At 69.3% G+C, this 19,184-nt stretch carries 16 protein-coding genes and 1 tRNA gene; 5 read left to right on the top strand and 12 right to left on the bottom strand.

Translation table 11 applies throughout. The features are described 5' to 3' along the window. Nucleotides 1-3 precede the first annotated feature (3 nt). Nucleotides 4-723 carry a two-component system response regulator PhoP gene (gene phoP / locus ACAG26_RS05215; protein ID WP_370480218.1) on the bottom strand — a complete coding sequence of 240 codons (720 nt, stop codon included), beginning with the start codon at nt 721-723 and terminating at the stop codon, nt 4-6. Between the two features lie 148 nt (nt 724-871). Here phoP and ACAG26_RS05210 point away from each other — a divergent pair, with 148 nt between their 5' ends. Next, the gene (locus ACAG26_RS05210; protein WP_370480215.1) at nt 872-1,612 is read left to right on the top strand and encodes a hypothetical protein; all 741 of its coding nucleotides are present in this window, start codon (nt 872-874) and stop codon (nt 1,610-1,612) included. A gap of 26 nt (nt 1,613-1,638) precedes the next feature. Then, nucleotides 1,639-1,713, top strand: a tRNA-Thr gene (locus ACAG26_RS05205). A gap of 533 nt (nt 1,714-2,246) precedes the next feature. Here the strand turns inward: ACAG26_RS05205 and ACAG26_RS05200 are convergent. The 5 genes from ACAG26_RS05200 to ACAG26_RS05180 form a co-directional block, all read right to left on the bottom strand. After that, on the bottom strand, nt 2,247-3,122 hold the full coding sequence (locus ACAG26_RS05200; protein ID WP_370480213.1) for a hypothetical protein: 876 nt from the start codon (nt 3,120-3,122) through the stop codon (nt 2,247-2,249). Next, nucleotides 3,119-3,634 (bottom strand): hypothetical protein, encoded by a 516-nt coding sequence (locus ACAG26_RS05195; protein ID WP_370480211.1) that lies wholly within the window; start codon nt 3,632-3,634, stop codon nt 3,119-3,121. Before ACAG26_RS05195 ends, ACAG26_RS05200 begins: the two co-directional genes overlap by 4 nt. A gap of 1,099 nt (nt 3,635-4,733) precedes the next feature. Then, nucleotides 4,734-5,387 carry a hypothetical protein gene (locus ACAG26_RS05190; RefSeq protein ID WP_370480208.1) on the bottom strand — a complete coding sequence of 218 codons (654 nt, stop codon included), beginning with the start codon at nt 5,385-5,387 and terminating at the stop codon, nt 4,734-4,736. Between the two features lie 11 nt (nt 5,388-5,398). Continuing rightward, nucleotides 5,399-7,333 carry a protein kinase gene (locus tag ACAG26_RS05185; RefSeq protein WP_370480206.1) on the bottom strand — a complete coding sequence of 645 codons (1,935 nt, stop codon included), beginning with the start codon at nt 7,331-7,333 and terminating at the stop codon, nt 5,399-5,401. Between the two features lie 124 nt (nt 7,334-7,457). Then, the gene (locus ACAG26_RS05180) at nt 7,458-8,846 is read right to left on the bottom strand and encodes an FAD-binding oxidoreductase (protein ID WP_370480203.1); all 1,389 of its coding nucleotides are present in this window, start codon (nt 8,844-8,846) and stop codon (nt 7,458-7,460) included. A gap of 141 nt (nt 8,847-8,987) precedes the next feature. Between ACAG26_RS05180 and ACAG26_RS05175 the strand changes: the two genes are divergently transcribed. Together ACAG26_RS05175 and ACAG26_RS05170 are read left to right on the top strand one after the other, a co-directional pair. Continuing rightward, a complete protein-coding gene (locus ACAG26_RS05175; protein ID WP_370480201.1) occupies nt 8,988-10,535 on the top strand; it encodes an LCP family protein in 1,548 nt (515 codons plus the stop codon). Between the two features lie 59 nt (nt 10,536-10,594). Beyond that, nucleotides 10,595-11,644, top strand: coding sequence for a sulfite oxidase (locus ACAG26_RS05170; protein ID WP_370480391.1), 1,050 nt, complete (start codon nt 10,595-10,597; stop codon nt 11,642-11,644). Nucleotides 11,645-11,732: 88 nt separating this feature from the next. On the opposite strand, the gene ACAG26_RS05165 is transcribed toward ACAG26_RS05170, so the two are convergent. The 5 genes from ACAG26_RS05165 to ACAG26_RS05145 all read right to left on the bottom strand — a co-directional run bounded on the left by ACAG26_RS05165 (nt 11,733) and on the right by ACAG26_RS05145 (nt 16,819). Further along, the gene (locus ACAG26_RS05165; RefSeq protein ID WP_370480199.1) at nt 11,733-12,593 is read right to left on the bottom strand and encodes an alpha/beta fold hydrolase; all 861 of its coding nucleotides are present in this window, start codon (nt 12,591-12,593) and stop codon (nt 11,733-11,735) included. Nucleotides 12,594-12,716: 123 nt separating this feature from the next. Further along, the gene (locus ACAG26_RS05160) at nt 12,717-13,475 is read right to left on the bottom strand and encodes a glucose 1-dehydrogenase (protein WP_370480196.1); all 759 of its coding nucleotides are present in this window, start codon (nt 13,473-13,475) and stop codon (nt 12,717-12,719) included. A gap of 4 nt (nt 13,476-13,479) precedes the next feature. Then, nucleotides 13,480-14,277: an SDR family NAD(P)-dependent oxidoreductase gene (locus tag ACAG26_RS05155; RefSeq protein WP_370480193.1), complete on the bottom strand. Its 798-nt coding sequence runs from the start codon at nt 14,275-14,277 to the stop codon at nt 13,480-13,482. Then, entirely contained in the window at nt 14,268-15,221 is a 954-nt protein-coding gene (locus ACAG26_RS05150) for an alpha/beta hydrolase (RefSeq protein WP_370480191.1), read from the bottom strand. Before ACAG26_RS05150 ends, ACAG26_RS05155 begins: the two co-directional genes overlap by 10 nt. Continuing rightward, nucleotides 15,218-16,819: an AMP-binding protein gene (locus ACAG26_RS05145; RefSeq protein ID WP_370480189.1), complete on the bottom strand. Its 1,602-nt coding sequence runs from the start codon at nt 16,817-16,819 to the stop codon at nt 15,218-15,220. The genes ACAG26_RS05150 and ACAG26_RS05145 overlap by 4 nt, the downstream gene beginning before the upstream one ends. Before the next feature lie 124 nt (nt 16,820-16,943). On the opposite strand from ACAG26_RS05145, the gene ACAG26_RS05140 reads away from it, so the two are divergent. Then, a complete protein-coding gene (locus ACAG26_RS05140) occupies nt 16,944-18,356 on the top strand; it encodes a wax ester/triacylglycerol synthase family O-acyltransferase (protein WP_370480186.1) in 1,413 nt (470 codons plus the stop codon). Here ACAG26_RS05140 and ACAG26_RS05135 read toward each other — a convergent pair. After that, nucleotides 18,285-19,154, bottom strand: a complete 870-nt coding sequence (locus ACAG26_RS05135; RefSeq protein WP_370480183.1) for a hypothetical protein — start codon at nt 19,152-19,154, stop codon at nt 18,285-18,287. The genes ACAG26_RS05140 and ACAG26_RS05135 overlap by 72 nt on opposite strands. Between the last annotated feature and the right edge of the window lie 30 nt (nt 19,155-19,184).

Raw genomic sequence — 19,184 nt, 5'->3', positions numbered from 1 at the left:
TGCTCAGCGAGGTTCGCGCAGCACGTAGCCCACCCCGCGCAGGGTGTGCAGCAGCCGCTTCTCGCCGGTGTCGACCTTGCGGCGCAGGTAGGACACGTACGATTCGACGACGTTGACGTCGCCGCCGAAGTCGTAGCGCCACACGTGGTCGAGGATTTTCGGTTTGCTCAACACCGTGCCGGCGTTGATGACGAAGTAGCGCAGCAGGGTGAACTCGGTGGGCGACAGCGACACCGGCTCGCCGGCCTTCCACACCTCGTGGGTGTCCTCGTCGAGTTCGATGTCGGCGAAGGTGAGCCGGGAGTTGCGCGGTTTCTCGCTGCCCTTGCCGGCGCGGCGCAGGATGACCCGCAGCCGCGCCACCACCTCCTCCAGGCTGAACGGTTTGGTGACGTAGTCGTCGCCGCCGAGGGTCAGGCCGGCGATCTTGTCCTGCAGCGAGTCGCGGGCGGTCAAGAACAGGGCGGGCGCGTCGATGCCGTCGGCGCGCAGCCGGCGCAGCACCCCGAACCCGTCCATGCCGGGCATCATCACGTCCAGGATCACCGCGTCCGGGCGGACCTCGCGCGCCCGGTCCAGCGCCGCCGGCCCGTTGGTGGCGGTGTGGACCTCGAAGCCCTGGAATTTCAGGCTCACCGACAGCAGCTCGACGATGTTGGTCTCGTCGTCGACGACGAGCACACGCGCCTCGGGGGTGCCCTCGCGGGCAACGTCGGTTGTCATGCGTTCAATTCCGTCGTACTTGCGTGAACGTAACCTCGACACCTGCTGTGAAGTTGCTGTGAGTCAGGTGCGAGGCGGGGTGATGTCGGCCACGCCGGCTCCAGCGATACCACCGGTCCGGGTACCGGCTCGCCCCTACACTGGCGCCATGGACCTGGGCAAGAACCTGGTGGCCGTGGCCACCGCGCCGGCCCGGATCGGCCTCGCCGCCGCCGACGCCGGGCTCGACGTGGCCACCACCGCGCTGGGGCTGGTCAAGCGCAGCCTGGGCGAGGTGGGCACGCCGACGTCGTCGAATTCTATGGCGCACATGCTGGGCCTGGACGACGCGATCGCCCGGGCCAACCGGCTGGCCCGGCTGATGGACGACGACGCCCCGCTGGGCCGGGCGCTGGCCCCGGACGGCCCGGTGGACCGGCTGCTGCGGCCCGGCGGCCTGGTGGATCAGGTCACCGCACCGGGCGGGCTACTCGACCGCCTCACCGAAGAGGGCGGCGGGCTGCAGCGCGCGCTGCGGCCGGGCGGCCTGGTGGACCAACTGCTGGACGAGGAAGGCCTGATCGAACGGCTGCTCGGCGAGGACGGCCTGGCCGACCGACTGCTGGCCGAGGGCGGCCTGGTCGACAAGCTGACCTCGCGGAACGGCCCGCTGGAGCAACTCACCGACGTCGCCGACGCGCTGGCCCGGCTGGCCCCCGGGATGGAGGCGCTGCAACCGGCCATCGACACCCTGCAAGAGGCCGTCATCGCGCTGACCATGGTGGTCAACCCGCTGAGCAACATCGCCGAACGCATCCCGCGCATGCCGCGGCGCACCACGCGCCGGTCCACGGCGCGCCCGGTGCACTCCCAGCGGGTGATCGACCACGATCTTCCTGAGCAGCCGTGACCCTTTAGGCTGGTCGGGTTCGACCCGCCTCCTTAGCTCAGTGGTAGAGCACTCGCCTTGTAAGCGAGCGGTCGTCAGTTCAATCCTGACAGGGGGCTCCACCGTTCGACCGGCGCAGACATGAATCAATCAACACCCGCGAAATCACGTTCGACGAAGCCTCCGGGTGTCCCAGTTTGCGAAACCTCATGACTCGTTGCCAAGCGGGTCCTAGCGTCCCCGGCTCGCGGACCGGACTTGGAGTTAGGGATTAGGCTTCGGCTTTGTTTTCAAGGCCTCGCGGGCTTGTCGTACAACCTCATTGAGTTGGCACTCATCCTCTTGTTTTCCCATGTATGGCACCGTGACCGCCGGGTAATCAGTCGCCAACCGCAACGCGTCGGCTCTTGCCTTGACACAGTCAGTCGCTGGCGCCGACGCGGCAGGCCAATAATGAGCGACTAAAGGAGTCGTCACACTCGTAATAGCTGTCACCACAACAGCCGCGATGGCGACTTTGTCAATCGCGCGCTTAGTCGGCACCCTGTTGAGGTTGTCGAGACTCTCACGCGGTACCCCAACCGGAAGTGCCCCAGGCTCTTCATTTCCTTCGTCGCTAGTCGAACGCGCGTGCTTAGCCAAGTGACAGCATTCCCTACTTGGCCGGCAAACGCGCTACGAGATCCTCCACGCCGTGACTGGTCAGTGCCAATTTGGCAGCACGATAATATGCATCATACCCATGTGGATATTCGCGTTTAACGCGCTCCGCCTCTGCGATCACTGCTATCCCCAATGTCCGCATTCGCCTGTTGTACTGCCGTCGTACGAAAACGAGGGTTACGACAACCGGAACCAGGATTAGAAATGCATAAGACGTCGCGTCAGTTATCACCGTCACAGCCAAAGTCGCCGCCACTGCCATAAAGCACAGCAAGGGGGCGAGATACCAGCGCACCCGCGACACTCCCACCGACCCCCTCGCTCCTGCAGATTGAGGCTGGTTTGACACTGACCCTCCACTGCGATCGACGTCTGCAACCCCGGCTTGGTCACCGCCGTTGGAAACTTCGAAGCCCGCACAGTCGTTCTCTTCTGCCGGCGATCGCGACACCTCCGCCTCGGACTCTAGAGGCACCGGAGTATCGTCAAGCAAGGCTTTAGATTCTGCCATTAAAACACCCGGGGCGATGATGTCAGCCAAGACAGGACGCCACTTGACGGTAAATGCAGGTGAATGCGTCCCGTAAGTTCTATCTAAAGCTTTGATGATCGCCGACTGCAAAAGTTGCATCCGGTAAGTTACTCCCGCGGCAGGATCAATTAGGTGCCGGTCAATGCCTAGGATAGCTAATTGTCCAGCGATCCGTTCATTCAGTGGATCCGTACGAGCTATCTGGTAGACAAGTCCCAGTTGCCGCGCCCTGAACTCATCCGAAACCGGTGAAAATGACCTCCAAACTGGCCGGACGGGTGCGGCGTCGAAGTAGTGCTCCCCATTCGGATGCCCGGCTGCATTGACAGCTATCATTCCGACTGCTCCTGAGGCTCAAGAACCGCCGCTCCACCCTTTTCAATCAATGCCCGTGCAGCTCCACCCTTTTCTAATGCCCTATCGATCTGCCGTTTTAGCTTCTTGAGGTCAGCGGTATCGAGCGCCAGGTGCAATTCGGCGGGCCAGCGACTATCGCCTGGCTGGTATGTCAGCTGCAGTGTGTGATTGACCATGGCCGACTCAACGATACCGCCGACATCGTCTTCGTCGTCAGCGAATACCGGCCGTATATCCGAGATAATTCTCGAATTAATTAAAATCTTCTCGTACGCATTCCGCAGCTCTAATGCTTTCGCGAATGTCCGAATAGTCGGTGAACCAACTAAGCCGGCAACCTCCACAACAGGTTGTTGTTCTGTAGCCACCGAACGCAGTGACTCTTCGATGTCCTGCGACGTCAGCTTCAGTTGCCTCGCCGCAAGCGAAAGCGATGAGAGGGCTTGCAGCACGCCGTCGGGTCCACGCACGTAAGCGCCGAGAACCTTCACGAGACTCTGATACTCACGATCCGAAGAATCGAGGTCAGATCGTAAGCTCTGGAGCTGCCTGTCCGTCAGGTCAAGGAGCCTGTTGAGCGCTGGAAGATGCCTGTCTGGCACAGATATCTTCGCCACGCAAAGGGCCCCTTACCTAGGTCAAGATCTCAGTAGTTCCTACAGCGTTAGAAATGTCCCAGCCTACACTCCACCGCCTCTGCGGTTTCTCACCCTCTAGCTGCAGCAATCCTACTTCACTTGTAACGCCGTAGCGCTTCAACAGTTCCGCGCGTCAGCCGCCCGCCCCACTAGCCGGCCGCCTCATTGCACGAGCGTCAACCCGAGTGGAACGGGGGAACAACGCCGACACAGCTACAAACGACCTAAGACAACAACCGACCCGTCTTGCCTAGTGGAATACCCACTTGGGCGACTTGGCGGAGTCGTAGGCACCTTGCCTAGCTAGCTAGCTATCGTCGGTTCAATCCTTACAGAAGTTTCCACGATCTCGACCGACATTCGCGCTGGTCAGAGGAGTATGGTCGTCGGACAGTGTCCGCCCTGGCAGTAGACTCTGAGGCAGGCATCGATGGCCAATGCTCGGTAGAAGAACGACGAAAGCTGCGCTCGTCGCGCCTGCCCCGACACGGTGGCATCGACAACGACAATTGGACGGAACTCGACGAGATCATCGATGAGCTGGCTTAACCGATGAAGTGGCCGCTCTGGGAAACACGGCGCCCGAAGTACTGGCACATAGCACGAGTAGAACTCATGTTCGTGGTCTCGACGGATGCCAGTGCGAGTCCTAGTGCTGAAGGACCTCCAGAAGTCCTCGCCGGCCGACCGTGGCGAGCCGCGCGGACCGCCGCTATCTACCCGTCTACGCAAATTACCCGTCGGGCCCAAGAAGGGCTGCCGCGCCGTCTCCGCCGCCGACGGAGATGTGCTGGCCATCGTCGTGGTGGTCGCCGCCCGTTCGGAATCGGAATGCTACGAGTTACCACTGAGCCGGATGCGCCTGCTCGCCGACAGCGATGAGCGGACGGAGATGACGAACATGCTGATGGCGATTATCGGGCGCGGTGACTGGGTGGAGAGCTGCGAATCGCTACCGACGCTGCCCGCGCCCGACCCCCGGCCTGGTCGCCAGCAATTCATCAATCTCTTCCCGGGTCTCGGCCAGGATCTTCCAGCTCAGCTCGCGCAGTTCCGGTTCGGCCGGCGCCAACAGCTCGAACCGTAATCCGCGGGCCCGCTGGATATCCCGCCACACGCGCGGCTGGGTCGGGTACTTGTCCCCGAGCACGTTCGCGCCGCCGTCGCTGGCCAGATAGTCGCCGTCACGCACCAGGTCACCGTCGAGGCAGGTGGACACCGACCGCTGCACGCCGGCGTTGGTCAGCACGCACGCACACATCGGGCACGGCTCGACGGTGCCGTAGACCGAAAGGCCAGCATCCGCCGGCTCCGGCAGCGTGATCGTGTGATCGGGCGCCGCACCGGCCGCGACGCGAAGCACCGCCTGGGTTTCGGCGTGCTCGATCACCGCATTGGGTTGAGCCATCGCATTTTCGCCGTAGAACAAGTCGGCGGTGGACCCGGACCGCACCACCGCGACCGCCCCGATTCCAAAGTTGCCGCCGCGGTAGGCCTGCAGCGCCACGTCGAGGGCGATTCGAGCGTAGTAGCGGTCGGAGCCGGGCGGAAACGCGTCCCGGGTGCGGTCGAGGTAGTCCTGGACACGCGCCGCGATGTCGCTCACCGGTAATCCGTTTAGGTGGTCGGTTCGATCACCGAGACGGTGTCGTCGTGGTTGCCGGTGTAAGCGGTGTGGCTGGCGGGATCGACGGCCACCACGAAGGTGTCCTTGCCGATGGTGATCGTGGCGACCACGGTGTGTTTGACGGTGTCGATCACCGACACCGTGCCCTCGGTTTCGTTGGCGACGTAGGCCAGGTGGGCACCGGAGTCCAGGGCCACCCCGTGCGGGTGTTTGCCAACCGGGATCGTGGCGATCACCGCGTGGCTGGCGAGGTCGATCACCGACACGGTGCCGTCGGATTCGTTGGCCACGTACACGGTGTGGGCGGCGGAGTCCACCGCCAGCCCCCGCGGATCCCCGCCGACCGGGATGGCGGCCGCGATGGTGTGGTCGGTGGTGTTGATCAGCGACACCGTGTTGTCGCTGTTGGCCACATAGGCGGTGTGGCCGGTCGGATCGACCGCCACCCCGAACGGGTTCTTGCCCACCGGGACGGTGGCCACGACGGTGTTGTGCGCGAGGTCGAACACCGACACGTTGTTGTCCCAGCTGTTGGCCACGAAGCCGGTGTGGGTGGTGGGGTCGACGGCCAGCCCCCACGGATTGGTGCCGACCGGGATGGTGGTGGCCAGCGTCCCGCTCGCGGTGTCGATCACCGACACCGAGTCGTCGCGGTTGTTGGCGGTGTAGGCGAGGTGGGTGGTGGGGTCGACCGCCAACCAGACCGGGCCCTTGCCGACTTCGATGGTGGCGGTGACGGTGCGGCTGGCGGCGTCGATCACCGACAGGGTCCCATCGCCGTAATTGGCCGCGTAGACGGTGCCGTTGGTGGGGTCGACGGCCACCCCCTCCGGGCGTTTGCCGACCGGGATGGTGGCGGTGACCCGGGCGACGGCGGCGCTGGGCGAGGCGGTCGGTGCGGAGGCGTCGGCGACCGGGGTTGCCGGGTGGTCGTGGCGGTGGCCGATCCAGTAGGTCAGCGCGGTCGCGGCGACCAGGACGAACACCGCGGCCGCGGCGAGCCAGGCGATCCGGCGGGGCCGCGACGTCGGCGCCGCGGCAGCGGGGTGAATGGCCGGAAAAGTGTCGTGGTGGTGGCCGAGCGCGCGGCGGGCGGCGGCGGCCAACTCGCCGGCGCTGGAGTAGCGCTTGTCGGGGTTTTTGGCCATCCCGCGGGCGATGACGTCGTCGAAGGCGGCCGGAATGCCCGGGCGTTGTTGGCTGGGCCGCGGGATGGCGGTGGTCAGGTGGGCGGCGATCAGCGCCGCCAACTCGCTGGCCGTGTACGGCGGGCCCCCGGTCAGGCACTCGTAGAGCACGCAGGCCAGGGCGTAGACGTCGACGCGGTGGTCGGTGTGCTCATCGGCCAGCCGTTCGGGGGCCATGTAGGCGAAGGTGCCCACGGTGCTGCCGGTGGTGGTGAGTTTGGCGTCGGTGGCCGCGTTGGCCAACCCGAAGTCGGCCAGGCAGGCGAAATCGCCCTCGGTGAGCAGGATGTTGGCGGGTTTGACGTCGCGGTGCGCGATCTGCTCGGCGTGCGCGGCGTCCAGCGCCGACGCGATCTGCCCGACGACCGACACCGCCCGCGCCGGGGACAGCGGCCCCTTTTCATCCAAGACGGTGCGCAGGTCGGTGCCCCGCACCAGCCGCATGTCGATGAACAGCTGGCCCTCGATCTCGCCGTAGTCGTGGATCGGGACCACATGGGGGTCGGTGAGCCGGCCGGCGGTGCTGGCTTCCCGGAACAACCGGGTCCGGAACACCGGGTTGGTCGAACACGACTGCGGCAACAACTTCAACGCCACGGTCCGGCTCTTGTTTGTGTCGAACGCCTCGTACACCAGGCCGAAGCCGCCGCGACCCAGCAGCCGCTTCAGCAGGTAGGGACCGAACTGCGACGCGGCTTGCCACTCCAACGTTGTGCCGCCGACCGGCGGCTCCTTCACCAACACCGCCTCCTGGCGATCGCGGGACCGTTCGCGGTTGGAGTTTAACGCGGCCCGTTTACGCCGGCGCAGTTTGCTGGGCAATTCGGGTAGGAGCCGCCGAGGCGGCGTTGGCTACCCTAGCCTAATCTTCGGCGCCGCCCAGCCAGCTGTGGAAGCGGCCGTCCGGGTCGTAGGCGGCGCGTATCCGCTGCAGCCGGGCCATGTTCTCGGCGGTGGCGAACCGGGCCGGGCGCCGGCCCAGGTTCTCGTCGCACAGGTTGATGCCGCTGGCCAGGTGCGCCATCGCGGCCATCTGGGTCTCCGCCCAGCCGCGGTACCGCTCATCGTCGGCGGGGTCGGCCCAAATCGCGCACAGCGCCAGGTTGATCTCGTCCTCCAGGCCGTACAACGCCTCGCGGCGCGCGGCGGAGCGCCCCCAGTTGTACATCAGCAGATGCGACGGCGGCGGGGGCAGGGTGTCGAGGATGCGGCGCAGGCCCGGCAGCAGCTCCTCGGCCGACGCCGAGGTCCACATGTTGTCGACGGCGTAGCGGTGCCCGCGCGGATAGTCGACGCTGGCCATGGCGTACCACTCGGCCAAGCTGGTTGGCGCATACGGGGTTTGGTCGAGCGCCTGGTCGACGACCGGGCAACTGCCCAGGATCGCCAGGGCCGCTTGGGCTTCGGCTTCCGAGTCGGCGAACACCGGGGCGGCCACCACGATGCTGGGACCCGGGTGGCCGGGGACCGGTGGCCGTCGCGACACGATGAGCTGCAGTTCCACCCGCGCATCGACGTGCGGGCTGATCGTGCGCGCCCAGCCGAACACCTCGTCGGCCGCGTCGACGGGATAGCTGTAGACGCCGCGCCCACAGACCGCCGGGCGCGGGTGCAGCCGCAGGTGAAACGCGGTGACCACGGCGAAGAACCCGGGTCCCGCGCCGCGGGCGGCCCAGTACAGGTCGGCGTGGGTGTCCGGGTCGCAGTAGCGCTGTTGACCGTCGGCGGTGACGACGTCGACGCCGAGCACGCTCTCGCAGGCGGGCCCCAGGACCCGGCCGTTCCAGCCGTAGCCGCCCTGCAGCAGATATCCGCCCAGCGCGACGCCCTCGCAGTGCCCGGTGGGGAAAAACAGCCCGTGCCGCGCGAGTTCGGCGCTGAACTTGCTGCCGGAGGTGCCGGGCCCGACGACCGCGACCCGGCGCTCGGGGTCGATCACGCACCGGTCGAGGCCGCCGACGTCGAGCAGCACACCCCCGTCCCGCAGATGATTGGCCGCCCAGTGATGCCCACCCGAACACACCCCGATCCGGTGGCCGTGGGCGGCGGCGTACCGCACCGCCGACACCACGTCGGCGACGGTGTGCGCACGCACGATGACGTCGGGAAACCGGTCGGGCACCAGACCGTTCCACACCGTGGCGCGGCGGGCCGGCTCGTAACCGGCGGCACCGCAAAAGACGTGCCGTCCAGCCGGGAGTGCCACCTGCTGTCCCCCTTCGTCGACCGGCCCCCATTGCCATGCTCCCATCCGGTGGTCCGCCCGGCCTGACCTTGGGTTTTCTGGCCCCCCAGCAAGCTGCCCCATACTGGACGCCATGCGCCAGCCGTCACCACCGCAAACGTCCGCGGGCGCGCGGGCGGCTGGGTTCCCGACGCGATCGAGGTCGCGGTGGGGGAGCTGAGTTCCCGCGGTCGGCATCGTCGTCGGGCGCCGCGGTCGCGTTCCCGGCTGCGCCGAGGGCTGACCCGCGGTTTCGGGACGCTGGTGTCGCTGGCGGCGGTGCTGCTGACCGGGGGCGGCTACTGGGTCGCGCACGGCGCGCTGGGCGGGATCACCGTCTCGGAAGCCCTGGGCGCCGAGGATCCCCGCTCGGTCGGCGGGGAGATGAACATCCTGCTGATCGGGTTGGACTCCCGCAAAGACCAGGACGGCAACGACCTGCCCCAAGCCATCTTGAACCGGTTGCACGCCGGGGACTCCGACGTCGGGGGCTACAACACCAACACGCTGATCCTGGTCCATGTGGGGGCCGACGACCGGGTGGTCGCCTTCTCCATCCCCCGCGACGACTGGGTGCGGTTCACCGGCGTGCCCGGCTACAACCACATCAAGATCAAGGAAGCGTACGGGCTGACCAAGGCCCACACCGAGGACAAGCTCATCGACCAGGGGGTGACCAGCCAGAAGGAGCTGGAGACCCGAGGCCGTGAGGCGGGTCGAGCGGCCACCCTGCGGGCGGTGCGGAACCTGACCGGGGTGCCGATCGACTACTTCGCCGAGATCAACCTGGCCGGTTTCTACGACCTGACCCAAAGCCTGGGCGGGGTGGAGGTGTGCCTCAAGCACGCCGTCTACGACGAGTACTCCGGCGCCGACTTCCCGGCCGGTCGGCAACGGCTCAACGCCGAACAGGCGCTGGCCTTCGTGCGGCAGCGGCACGGCCTGGACAACGGCGACCTGGACCGCACCCACCGCCAGCAGGCGTTTCTGGTGTCGGTGATGCACCAACTGAAGGATTCGGGCACCTTCACCGACTTGGGCAAGCTCAAACGCCTGATGGCGGTGGCGCGCAAGGACATCGTGTTGTCCGGCGGCTGGGGCGAAGACCAGTTCCAGCGGCTGGAGGCGCTGGCCGGCGGACAGGTCGAATACCGGACCCTGCCGGTGCTGCGCTACGAAACAATCGACGGCCAAGACGTCAACGTCATCGACCCCACCGCCATCAAGGCCGAGGTGGCCGCGGCGTTCGGCACCCCGGTGTCCACCACCACCTCGACCGGCAGCACCAAACCGAACCCGGACACCGTCGTCAACGTGATCAACGCCGGGGACACCAGCGGGCTGGCCGGCAAGGTGGCCCAGGCGCTGGAGGACCGCGGCTACACCACCGGCGAGGTGCGCGACCCCGTCGACGGGGAACCCACCACCACCCGGATCGACTACGGCCCCGGCGCCGACACCGACGCACACGCCCTGTCCGGGCTGCTCGGCATCGACGCCGCCGACCACCCGAACGCGGCGTTGGGTGCCGGGCAGATTCGGGTCACCCTGGGCGGCGACTACTACCCGCCGCCGCTGGACGACGACGACACCACCACCTCGTCGTCGACGACGACGTCGACCACGACCAGTTCCGGCTACACCACCTCCACCGAACCGACCCCGGACCAGGGCAAGCCGATCGAGTCCGGCGGCGGCATCCCCTGCGTGAACTAGCGAACGGCATCCCGACCGTGCGAGCTGACACTGCGAAGACGTGGCGGAAGCGCCGCGACATGATCGTGCGCAGCCGCAGCCCGGTCAACGCCGAACCGCCGGCGTCGGCGCTGGCCGAGGACGACATCACCGCCACCAACGCCTTCTACTGCCGCAACCACGGCGCCATCCCCGACATCGCCGCCACGCGGTGGCGGCTGCGGGTCGACGGCGCCGTCGCGCGGCCGCTGCAGCTGAGCTACCGGCAACTGACCCGCTTCCCCGCGCATGAGGTGGTCGCGACGTTGGCGTGCGCCGGTAACCGGCGCGCCGAGCTGCTCAAGGTGCGCCCGATCCCCGGCAAGGACCCGTGGCAGCAGGGGGCGATCTCCACCGCGGCGTGGCGCGGGGCCCGGCTGGCCGACATCCTGCGCGCGGCCGGTGTCAGCCCCGCCGACGGGCTGCACGTGGCCTTCGACGCCCCCGATGTCGCGCCGGAGGCCCGCCCGGTGCAGACCTACGGTTCCTCAATCCCGTTGGACAAGGCGCTTTCTGCGGACGTGCTGCTGGCCTGGCAGATGAACGGCGAGCCGCTGCCGCGGCTGCACGGTGGGCCGGTGCGGGTGGTGGTGCCCGGGTTCATCGGGGCCCGCAGCGTCAAATGGGTCACCGGCATCACCGTGCAGCCGTTTCCGTCACGGAACTATTTTCAGGCCGTCGACTATCGGCTGCTGCCCGCCGACCCGGACCCGTCCGATGCGGGGATTGCGTTGTCGTCGCTGGCGTTGAGCTGCGGCATCCTGGTTCCCGACGACGGTGCGACGGTGCCGGCCGGGCCGCTGGAGGTGCGCGGCTACGCGATCGCCGACGATTCGCGGCGCATCGCCCGCGTCGAGGTGTCCCTCGACGCCGGGGTGAGCTGGCGGCCCGCCGCGCTGCGGCCCCCGCGCAGCCGGTGGGCGTGGCGGCCCTGGACATGCACCGTGGCGGCGCGCCCCGGCCCGCTGACCGTGCGGGCCCGCGCCTGGGATGACAGCGGCGCCACCCACCCGGAATCCCCTGCCGCGCTGTGGAATCCCGGCGGCTACGCCAACAACGCCTGGCCGCGGGTGGACCTGACGGTCAGCTAGCCTCCTCGGCGAGCGTGCGTGTCCCCGCACGACACGCCGGGCAATTCACCGTGTTTGCGCACGCTCGCGGGCAAGGTGACGCCCGCGGTCAGGGCCGCCGCAGGAAGTCCAGTACCACGGACTGGAATGCGTCCTTGGCCTCGATCATCGTCCAGTGCCCGCAGTTGGGGAATACGTGAAACTCGGCGTTGGGGATGGTGCGCATCGGGATCAGCGCCATGTCCAGCGGGCTGACCCGGTCGTCGCGGCCCCAGGTGATCAACGTCGGCGCTTGCACCCGGTGCATCATCGCCCACGGCGGCGGCCGTTTGGACGCCTGCATCGCCTGCATCATCGCGGCGAACGTCTCCTTGCCGTACATCCGCCGGGCGCTGGCCAGCACCTGCGGATCGGTGGCCAACTGCCAACGCTCTTCGACGATTTCGTCGGTCAACACCGCCGGGTCGTAAACCATCGAGCGCAACCACCACATCAACGCGTCGCGGCTGGGGTTCTCGGTGAATTCCTGCAGCAGCCGGATGCCCTCGGCCGGTCCCGGGGTCAACAGGTTGGTGCCGATGCCGCCGATGGTCACCAGCCGGCGCACCTGCTCGGGCTTCGCGATCGCGTAGTTGATCCCGACGCCGCCGCCCATCGAGTTGCCGACGATGTCAAAGTTGCCCAGGCCCAACGCCTCGGTGAACTTCGCCAGCGCGTCGAACGCGGTGAGCATCGGGTGACCGCCGAAGTCGTCGCTGACCCCGAAGCCGGGGAATTCCAGGATCAGGCAGCGGAAATGCTCGGCGAACGCCGGCAGCACACCCCGGAAGTTGCGCCACCCGGTCACCCCGATCCCGGAGCCGTGCAGCAGCACCAGCGGCGGCCCGTCCCCGGCCTCGTGGTAGCGCAGCACCCCGGATTCGGTGGCGACCTCGCGACGGGTCGCGTCGTGGCTCAACTCTGACGTCATGTGCCCCTACCTACTTCGCCGAGATCGACGTTAGCGCGGAAAAGTACGAGTACCGGACACGTTAACGTCGATCTCGGCGCGCGCGGCCGCCAGGGTGCGCGCGGGGCCACCAGGGTGCGCGCGTCAGGGGGTGGGGGTGGGGATCCGTCCAGCGCTGGCGCCGCCGTCGACGGCCAGCTCGGCCCCGGTGATGTAGGAGGACGCGTCGGAGGCCAGGAAGGCCACCACCTCGGCGACTTCCTGCGGGGTGCCGATCCGGGTGAGCGGCGCCCCGGGATGGCCGCCGGGGCCGCGTTGCACGGGCAGGTGCGCGACCATCGGGGTGTCGATCAGGCCCGGGTGCACCGAGTTGACCCGAATCCCCCACGGCCCCAACTCGATCGCGGCGACCTTGGACATGCCCCGCAGTCCCCATTTCGACGCGCCGTAGCCGCCGTAGCCGGCCAGACCCTGCAGACCGGCCTGCGAGGACACGTTGATGATCGAGCCGCCGCCGGCCGACTTCATCGGCTCCAGCACCGCCTTGGTCCCCAGAAACGGCCCGATCAGGTTGACCCGCAGCATCCGTTCGAACCCGTCGACGCCCTGCTCGGCCAGGGGGTGCACGTGGCAGATCGCGGCGTTGTTGACCAGCACGTCGACCCGGCCGTAAGCAGCAACGGCCATCTCGACCACGCCCGCCCAGCCGTGTTCGTCGCCGACGTCGTGCCGCACGAAACGAGCCCCGAGTTCGGCGGCCACCCGCTCGCCCTCGTCGACCAGCACATCGGTGAGCACCACCCGGGCGCCCAGCGCCGCGAACAGCCGCGCCTCGGCGGCGCCTTGGCCGCGCGCCGCCCCGGTGATGATGGCGACCTTTCCGGTCAGGTCGGCCAGCGCCATGGTTCTAGTCCCCGTCCTGGTCGATGCCGGTCAGCATGATTTCCGAGACCCGGCGCGGGAACTCGGTGAACTTGGCCATCAGCGTGATGCGCCGCGGCAGGATCACGTGGCGCCGGTTGCGTTCGACGGCGTCGGCGATCGCCGCGGCGACGGCGTCGGGCTCCAGCGCCTCCGCGGGCAGCATCCGCCAGCGCAGCGACCGTTCGATGGTGCGCCGGGCCGGGCCGAATTCCCGGATGTGGTCGATCATGTCGGTTTTGACCTCCCCCAGCTGGGCCAGGGTGGTGCCCACCGGCTGGCCGCGCAGCTCGGAGCGGATCCCGGCGGTGAAATGGCTCAGCCCCGCCTTGGAGGCGCCGTACAACGTGACACCCGGCCCGGTCGAGATCGCCCCGAACGACGAGACGTTGACGATGTGGCCGCGGCCCCGCCGCAGCATCCGTGGCATCAGCTGGCGGCACAGCTCCATCGGCGCGGCCAGGTTGACCTGCAACAGGTCCCGCACCTGCGCGGCGCTGGTGTCGGAGAAACGGCCCACCCGGTCGATGCCGGCGTTGTTGATCAATACATCCACCGGGCCGTCGGCCTCCACCCGGTCGACCAGTCCGGTCACCGCGTCGGGGTCGGCCAGGTCGGTGGGATAGGCCCGCCCGTCGAGTTCTTTGGCCAGGATCTCCAGGTCGTCCCGGTTGCGCGCCACCAGCGCGACGGTGGCGCCGCGGGCGGCCAGCGTCTCGGCGAGGCTTTTCCCCAACCCGCGGCTGGCCCCGGTGATCAGCGCCCGGGTTCCGCTTAGCTGCATGGACGTTCTCCTCTCAACGCGTCCCGCAGGACCGCGCACACGTCGTCGCTGGCCTGCCGGGCGGCCGGCAGGTGATCGGCCAGGTTGAAAAAGCCGTGAAAGCCGCGCGCGTAGCGCCGCACGGTGGCCGGGACCCCGGCCGCGCGCAACCGCTGGGCGTACTGCTCGCCTTCTTCGCACAGCGGATCCAGCCCGCCGGTGACGATGTGCGCGGGCGGCAGCCCGGCCATCTCCCCCAGGATCGGTGAGGCCAGCACATTGCCGCGGTCCCCGTCGGGCCCCAGGTATTGCTGGGTGAACCACTGCATGTGTTCGGCGGTGAGCACGCCGCTGGCGGTGTGCGGGCTGCCCGTCGACGTTTTGCGGCGCTGGTCGACGACCGGGTAGATCAGCAGCTGGAATGCGATCGGCGGACCGCCGCGGTCCCGGGCGAGCATCGCCGTCACCGCAGCCAGGTTGCCGCCGGCGCTGTCGCCGGCCACCACCAGCCGGTCCGGGTCGCCACCGAGCTCGCCGACGTGGCCGGCCACCCACTGCACGGCCGCCCAGGCGTCGTCGACCGCGGCCGGAAACGGCGACTCCGGCGCAAGCCGGTAGTCGACCGAGACCACCACCGCTCCGGCGCCGTTGGCCAGCCGGCGGCAGCAGGAGTCGTGCGAATCCAGGTCGCACAGCACGAATCCGCCGCCGTGGAAATAGATCAGCACCGGCAGCGCGCCGCCGTCGGAGCCCAGCGGGACATAGACCCGCACCGGCACGTCCCCGCCGGGACCCGGAATGCGGCGCGGCACCACCTGCTGCACCGCCACCGGCGCGGCGGGCCGGCGGCTGGCCGTCAGGCTGGCCCGGACTTCGGCGGCGTCCCCGTCGCCGGTGAGAATCGACGCAAACGCCGCGCTCATCCGGGCCGCCAACTCCCGCTGCATGGTGTCCAGCTCGCTCATTTCACACCGCCCCCGGTCAGCGCGGCGCGCAGGATCTTGCCGGTCGCGTTGCGCGGCAGCACCGCCACGAACTCGATCTCCCGCGGCACCTTGTGGCGGGCCAGGTTCGCCCGCACATAGTCCCGGAGTTCGTCGGCGCTGACCGCCGCGTCGTCGGCGCGCACCACAGCGGCCTTCAGGCGTTGCCCGAAGTCGGGGTCGGGCACGCCGAACACCGCAACCTCGGCCACCCCGGGATGCCCGCAGAGCAGGTTTTCCACCTCCAGCGGGTACACGTTCTCGCCGCCGGAGATCACCATGTCGTCGTCGCGGCCGTCGACGTAAAGCCGCCCGGTGGCGTCGAAGTGGCCGACGTCGCCGCTGGACAGCAGGCCGTCGATGACTTGTTTGCGCCGGCCGTCGGTGTACCCGGAAAAGCTCACGGTGCTGCCGGCGAAGATGCGTCCCACCGTTCCGGCGGTGGTGATCGGCGCCCCGTCGGCGTCGTAGAGCCGGACCGTGCACCCCACCGGGGGTCGACCGGCGGTGCCGGGATCGTGCGCCAGGTCCTCCGGGGTGGCCACCGTGATCGCGGCCAGCTCGGTGGAGCCGTAGAAGTTGTAGAGCACCGGGCCGAACTCGTCGAGGGCGCGCCGGACCAACTCCGGGGCCAGCGCCGACCCCGACGCGAACACGATCCGCAGCGACGACGTGTCGTAGCGGTCGCGGATCTCCTTGGGCAGCGCCAGGATCCGGTGCAGCATGGTGGGCACCACCACCAGCACGTCGCACCGGTAGGCGGCGACGTTGCGCAGCGTCTGCTCCGGGTCGAATTTGCGCTGCAGCACCAGCCGGTTGCCCAGCGCCAGCGACAACACCGCCTGCCCCAACCCGGTGCCGTGGAACATCGGCGCGGCCAGCAGGCAGGTGTCGTTGCGCCGACGCGGCACCCGGTCGAGCAGCTGCGCGGAGAACAACGGCGACGCCTTGGTGCGCGGCGCCCCCTTGGGGGTGCCGGTGGTGCCGCTGGTGAGCAGGGTCAGCCCGCCCGGCCGGGCGGGGGCGGGCACCGGCGCGCTCGACGCCGCCCGGATCAGCCGGTCCAGCGCGGCGTCGGCGTCGGTGTCGGCGACGAACCGCACCACCTGCGGGTCGACGGCGCCGAGCAGCTCGGTGAATTCGTCGTCGTACACCAGCACGGTGACGTGTTCCCGGGCGGCGACCTCGGCCAGCTGCGGCGCGGCGAACCCGGTGTTCATCAGCAGCAGCTGCGCCCCGACCTTGCCGGCCGCCGCCAGCACGGTGATCAACCCGCGGTGATCGCGGCACAGCACCGCGATCACGTCGGTGGCGCCGATGCCGCGGGCGGTCCAGGCCCGCGCCAGCGCGTTGACCCGGTCGTTGAGGCCGGCGAACGTCAGATCACCGAAGTCGTCGGTGACCGCGACGGCGTCGGGGGTGCGGGCGGCGGCGGCCTCGATGATCCCGGCGAACGCCCCGTACCGCCGGGTCAGCGTCGCGGACCGGATGCCGTCGCGCACGCCCTGGGACAGCCCGGCCGTGCGGAGCACCCGCAGGCTGCGGGCGGTCACGGTCAGGCCGTGGATGAACCGTTTCATGGCGTGCACGGTAGGGCCGGGCACCGAACCCCCGAACCGACATGTCTCACTGGCCGAGACAAGTTGTCGGCCGCCGCACACCGCTGCCGTAGAAGTGATGCATGCCACACAGCAGGGGACGATCATGCGGCGCCTGAAGGGTGAGGACAACAGCTTCCTGGCCTGGGAAAACGCCACCCAACCGCAACACACCATCAAGGTGCTGGTGCTCGACCCGGCGCGGGGGGCGACACCGCTCACGTTCGAGTCGGTGCGGGCCGCCGTGCCCGGCCTCGCCGCCCGCATCGAACCGTTGCAGTGGCAGCTGCTGCTGCCGCGGCTGCGGGTGGGCCGGCCGTGGTGGGCGGCACGGCCACACCTGGACCTCGACTACCACGTGCAGCGGGCCCGCGCCGCCGCCCCGGGCGGGGATCGCGAACTCGCCGCGGCGATCGGCACCATCCTGCGCGACGGCCTGGACCGCACCCGGCCGGCCTGGCAGCTGTGGTACGTCGACGGCCTGGCCGACGGCCGGATCGCGCTGGTGTGGAAGATCCACCACGCGGTGGCCGACGGCACCGCGTCGCTGCACCTGCTGGAGCGGATCTGCAGCGACGAGGACCCCGCCCCGGCGGCGCCCACCGAGCGGCGGCCGGCGCCGTGGCGGTGGTTCCCGCTGGTGGCCCGCCACCAATGGGCGGCGGCCACCAAATTCCCCCGCGTGGTGGCCCGCACCGTGCGGGTTAGCCGCACCATGCTGCGGCGCCGCCGGGCGGGGCTGCCCGGCTACGCGCCCGCGTTCTCCGCGCCGGGCACCCGGTTCAACGCCCCGTTGACCGCCGATCGCCGGTTCGCCTACCGCGGCTGCGATCTGCCCACCATCAAACGGGTCGCCACCGCGTACGGGGTCACCGTCAACGACGTGTTTTTGGCGGTGTGCAGCGGTGCCCTGCGCGAATTCCTGCTCCGGCGCGGCGAACTGGCCGCCGAACCGCTGACCGCGGTGGTGCCGGTGTCGATGCGCCCGCCCGACGGCGACCCGTGGGGGAACCAGGTGGCGCGGTGGAACGTGGCGCTGGCCACCGACATCGCCGATCCGGTGGCGCGGCTGCGCAGCATCGCCGCGGCCACCCGCACCGCCCGCGACGTGCAGGCCGAACGAGACCTGTGGCTGCAGCACGACTGGATGGAGTACTGGCCGCTGTTCTGGTTCTACTCCCGGGCGCTGCCGCTGCTGGGCGAACGGACCAGCCACCGACCGACGTTCAGCCTCATCGCGTCGAACATGCGGGGGCCGCGGCGGCTGTCCTTCGGCGGGGCGCCGGTGGAGGCGTTGATCTCGACGGGCCCGCTGGTGTTCCCGATGGGCCTGAACTTCACCGGCTGGAGCTACGCCGACCAGATGACGATCGGGGTGCTCACCTGCGGTGACCACGTGCCCAACCCGTGGGAGATCGCCGATCACCTGCCGGTGGTACTGGCGCAGTTAGCCGAGCAGACGCAGCGTCAGCCGGCAGCCGGCGTGGACGTCTTGCCAAAAGCGGGTGACCGGGTCTGAGGCGTCCAGCGCATGGCGGCGGCTGCCGCCCAGCAGGTGGTCGGCGGCGCCACGGGCCCGGGTGACGGCCTGCAGCTGGGCGGCGGCCGCGGCGCCCGGGCCCTGGGTCAGCGACGCCGCGATCTGCAGTGCGGCGGCGTCCAGGTCGCAGGCCGCCCGCGCCACCCGGGTGGTGGTCGCCGCGGTGATCTCCTCGCTGCCGTAGGAGGTGGCCAGCCGGTCTCGCACCTGCTCGACGTGCACCCGCCACAGCCCGTCGGCGGCCCCAATCACCGCCGCCGCGGCGCCCGCGCCGACCAGCACCGTCGGCGGCGGGGCGCTGAACAGCCGCCGCTCCTCGACCCGCAGTCCGGCGGCGGTCACCGCGCAGATTCCCGCCGCCGCCAACCCGTGTGCCGCGCTCGGCTCGATCTGGGCGTCGCCGCGGGGCACCAGCACCCGGTAGCGCACCCCGCGGTCGTCGGCGCTCAGCAACAACCAGTCCGCGCGCTCGGCGCCGGTGACCGTCCACCGGCCGCTCAGCTGCCCATCTCGCAACCTTTGCCCGCCCGGTTGATAACCGGCCGCCACCAGGGCGGCGGGGGCGTCGCCCCACACCGCGTCGCCCGCCGCGGCGGGCAGCGCGGCGACCTCGGCGGCGGCGGCGTTGAACATCGCCGCCAGCCACCCCGCCGACCCGTCGGCGCCGGCCAGGGCGCACACCGCGGACACGAACTCCTCGCCGGGCAATCCCCGCCCGCCGTACCGGACCGGCTGCAGCAGCCGCCAATCCGAATCCGGGGTCTGGTGCGCGGCCACACCGAATGGTATCCACGACGCGGAGGGCGA

Source organism: Mycobacterium sp. pUA109 (assembly GCF_041287095.1).
Classification (GTDB): Bacteria; Actinomycetota; Actinomycetes; order Mycobacteriales; family Mycobacteriaceae; genus Mycobacterium.
This window is presented reverse-complemented; position numbering and strand designations above follow the sequence as displayed.

Bases quoted from the DNA above. Each gene is read 5' to 3' on its own strand.
- ACAG26_RS05145 (WP_370480189.1), bottom strand. From the start codon at position 16,819: ATGAAACGGTTCATCCACGGCCTGACCGTGACCGCCCGCAGCCTGCGG.
- ACAG26_RS05140 (WP_370480186.1), top strand. From the start codon at position 16,944: ATGCGGCGCCTGAAGGGTGAGGACAACAGCTTCCTGGCCTGGGAAAAC.
- ACAG26_RS05210 (WP_370480215.1), top strand. From the start codon at position 872: ATGGACCTGGGCAAGAACCTGGTGGCCGTGGCCACCGCGCCGGCCCGG.
- ACAG26_RS05150 (WP_370480191.1), bottom strand. From the start codon at position 15,221: ATGAGCGAGCTGGACACCATGCAGCGGGAGTTGGCGGCCCGGATGAGC.
- phoP (WP_370480218.1), bottom strand. From the start codon at position 723: ATGACAACCGACGTTGCCCGCGAGGGCACCCCCGAGGCGCGTGTGCTC.
- ACAG26_RS05155 (WP_370480193.1), bottom strand. From the start codon at position 14,277: ATGCAGCTAAGCGGAACCCGGGCGCTGATCACCGGGGCCAGCCGCGGG.
- ACAG26_RS05200 (WP_370480213.1), bottom strand. From the start codon at position 3,122: ATGATAGCTGTCAATGCAGCCGGGCATCCGAATGGGGAGCACTACTTC.
- ACAG26_RS05180 (WP_370480203.1), bottom strand. From the start codon at position 8,846: ATGGGAGCATGGCAATGGGGGCCGGTCGACGAAGGGGGACAGCAGGTG.
- ACAG26_RS05165 (WP_370480199.1), bottom strand. From the start codon at position 12,593: ATGACGTCAGAGTTGAGCCACGACGCGACCCGTCGCGAGGTCGCCACC.
- ACAG26_RS05170 (WP_370480391.1), top strand. From the start codon at position 10,595: ATGATCGTGCGCAGCCGCAGCCCGGTCAACGCCGAACCGCCGGCGTCG.
- ACAG26_RS05160 (WP_370480196.1), bottom strand. From the start codon at position 13,475: ATGGCGCTGGCCGACCTGACCGGAAAGGTCGCCATCATCACCGGGGCG.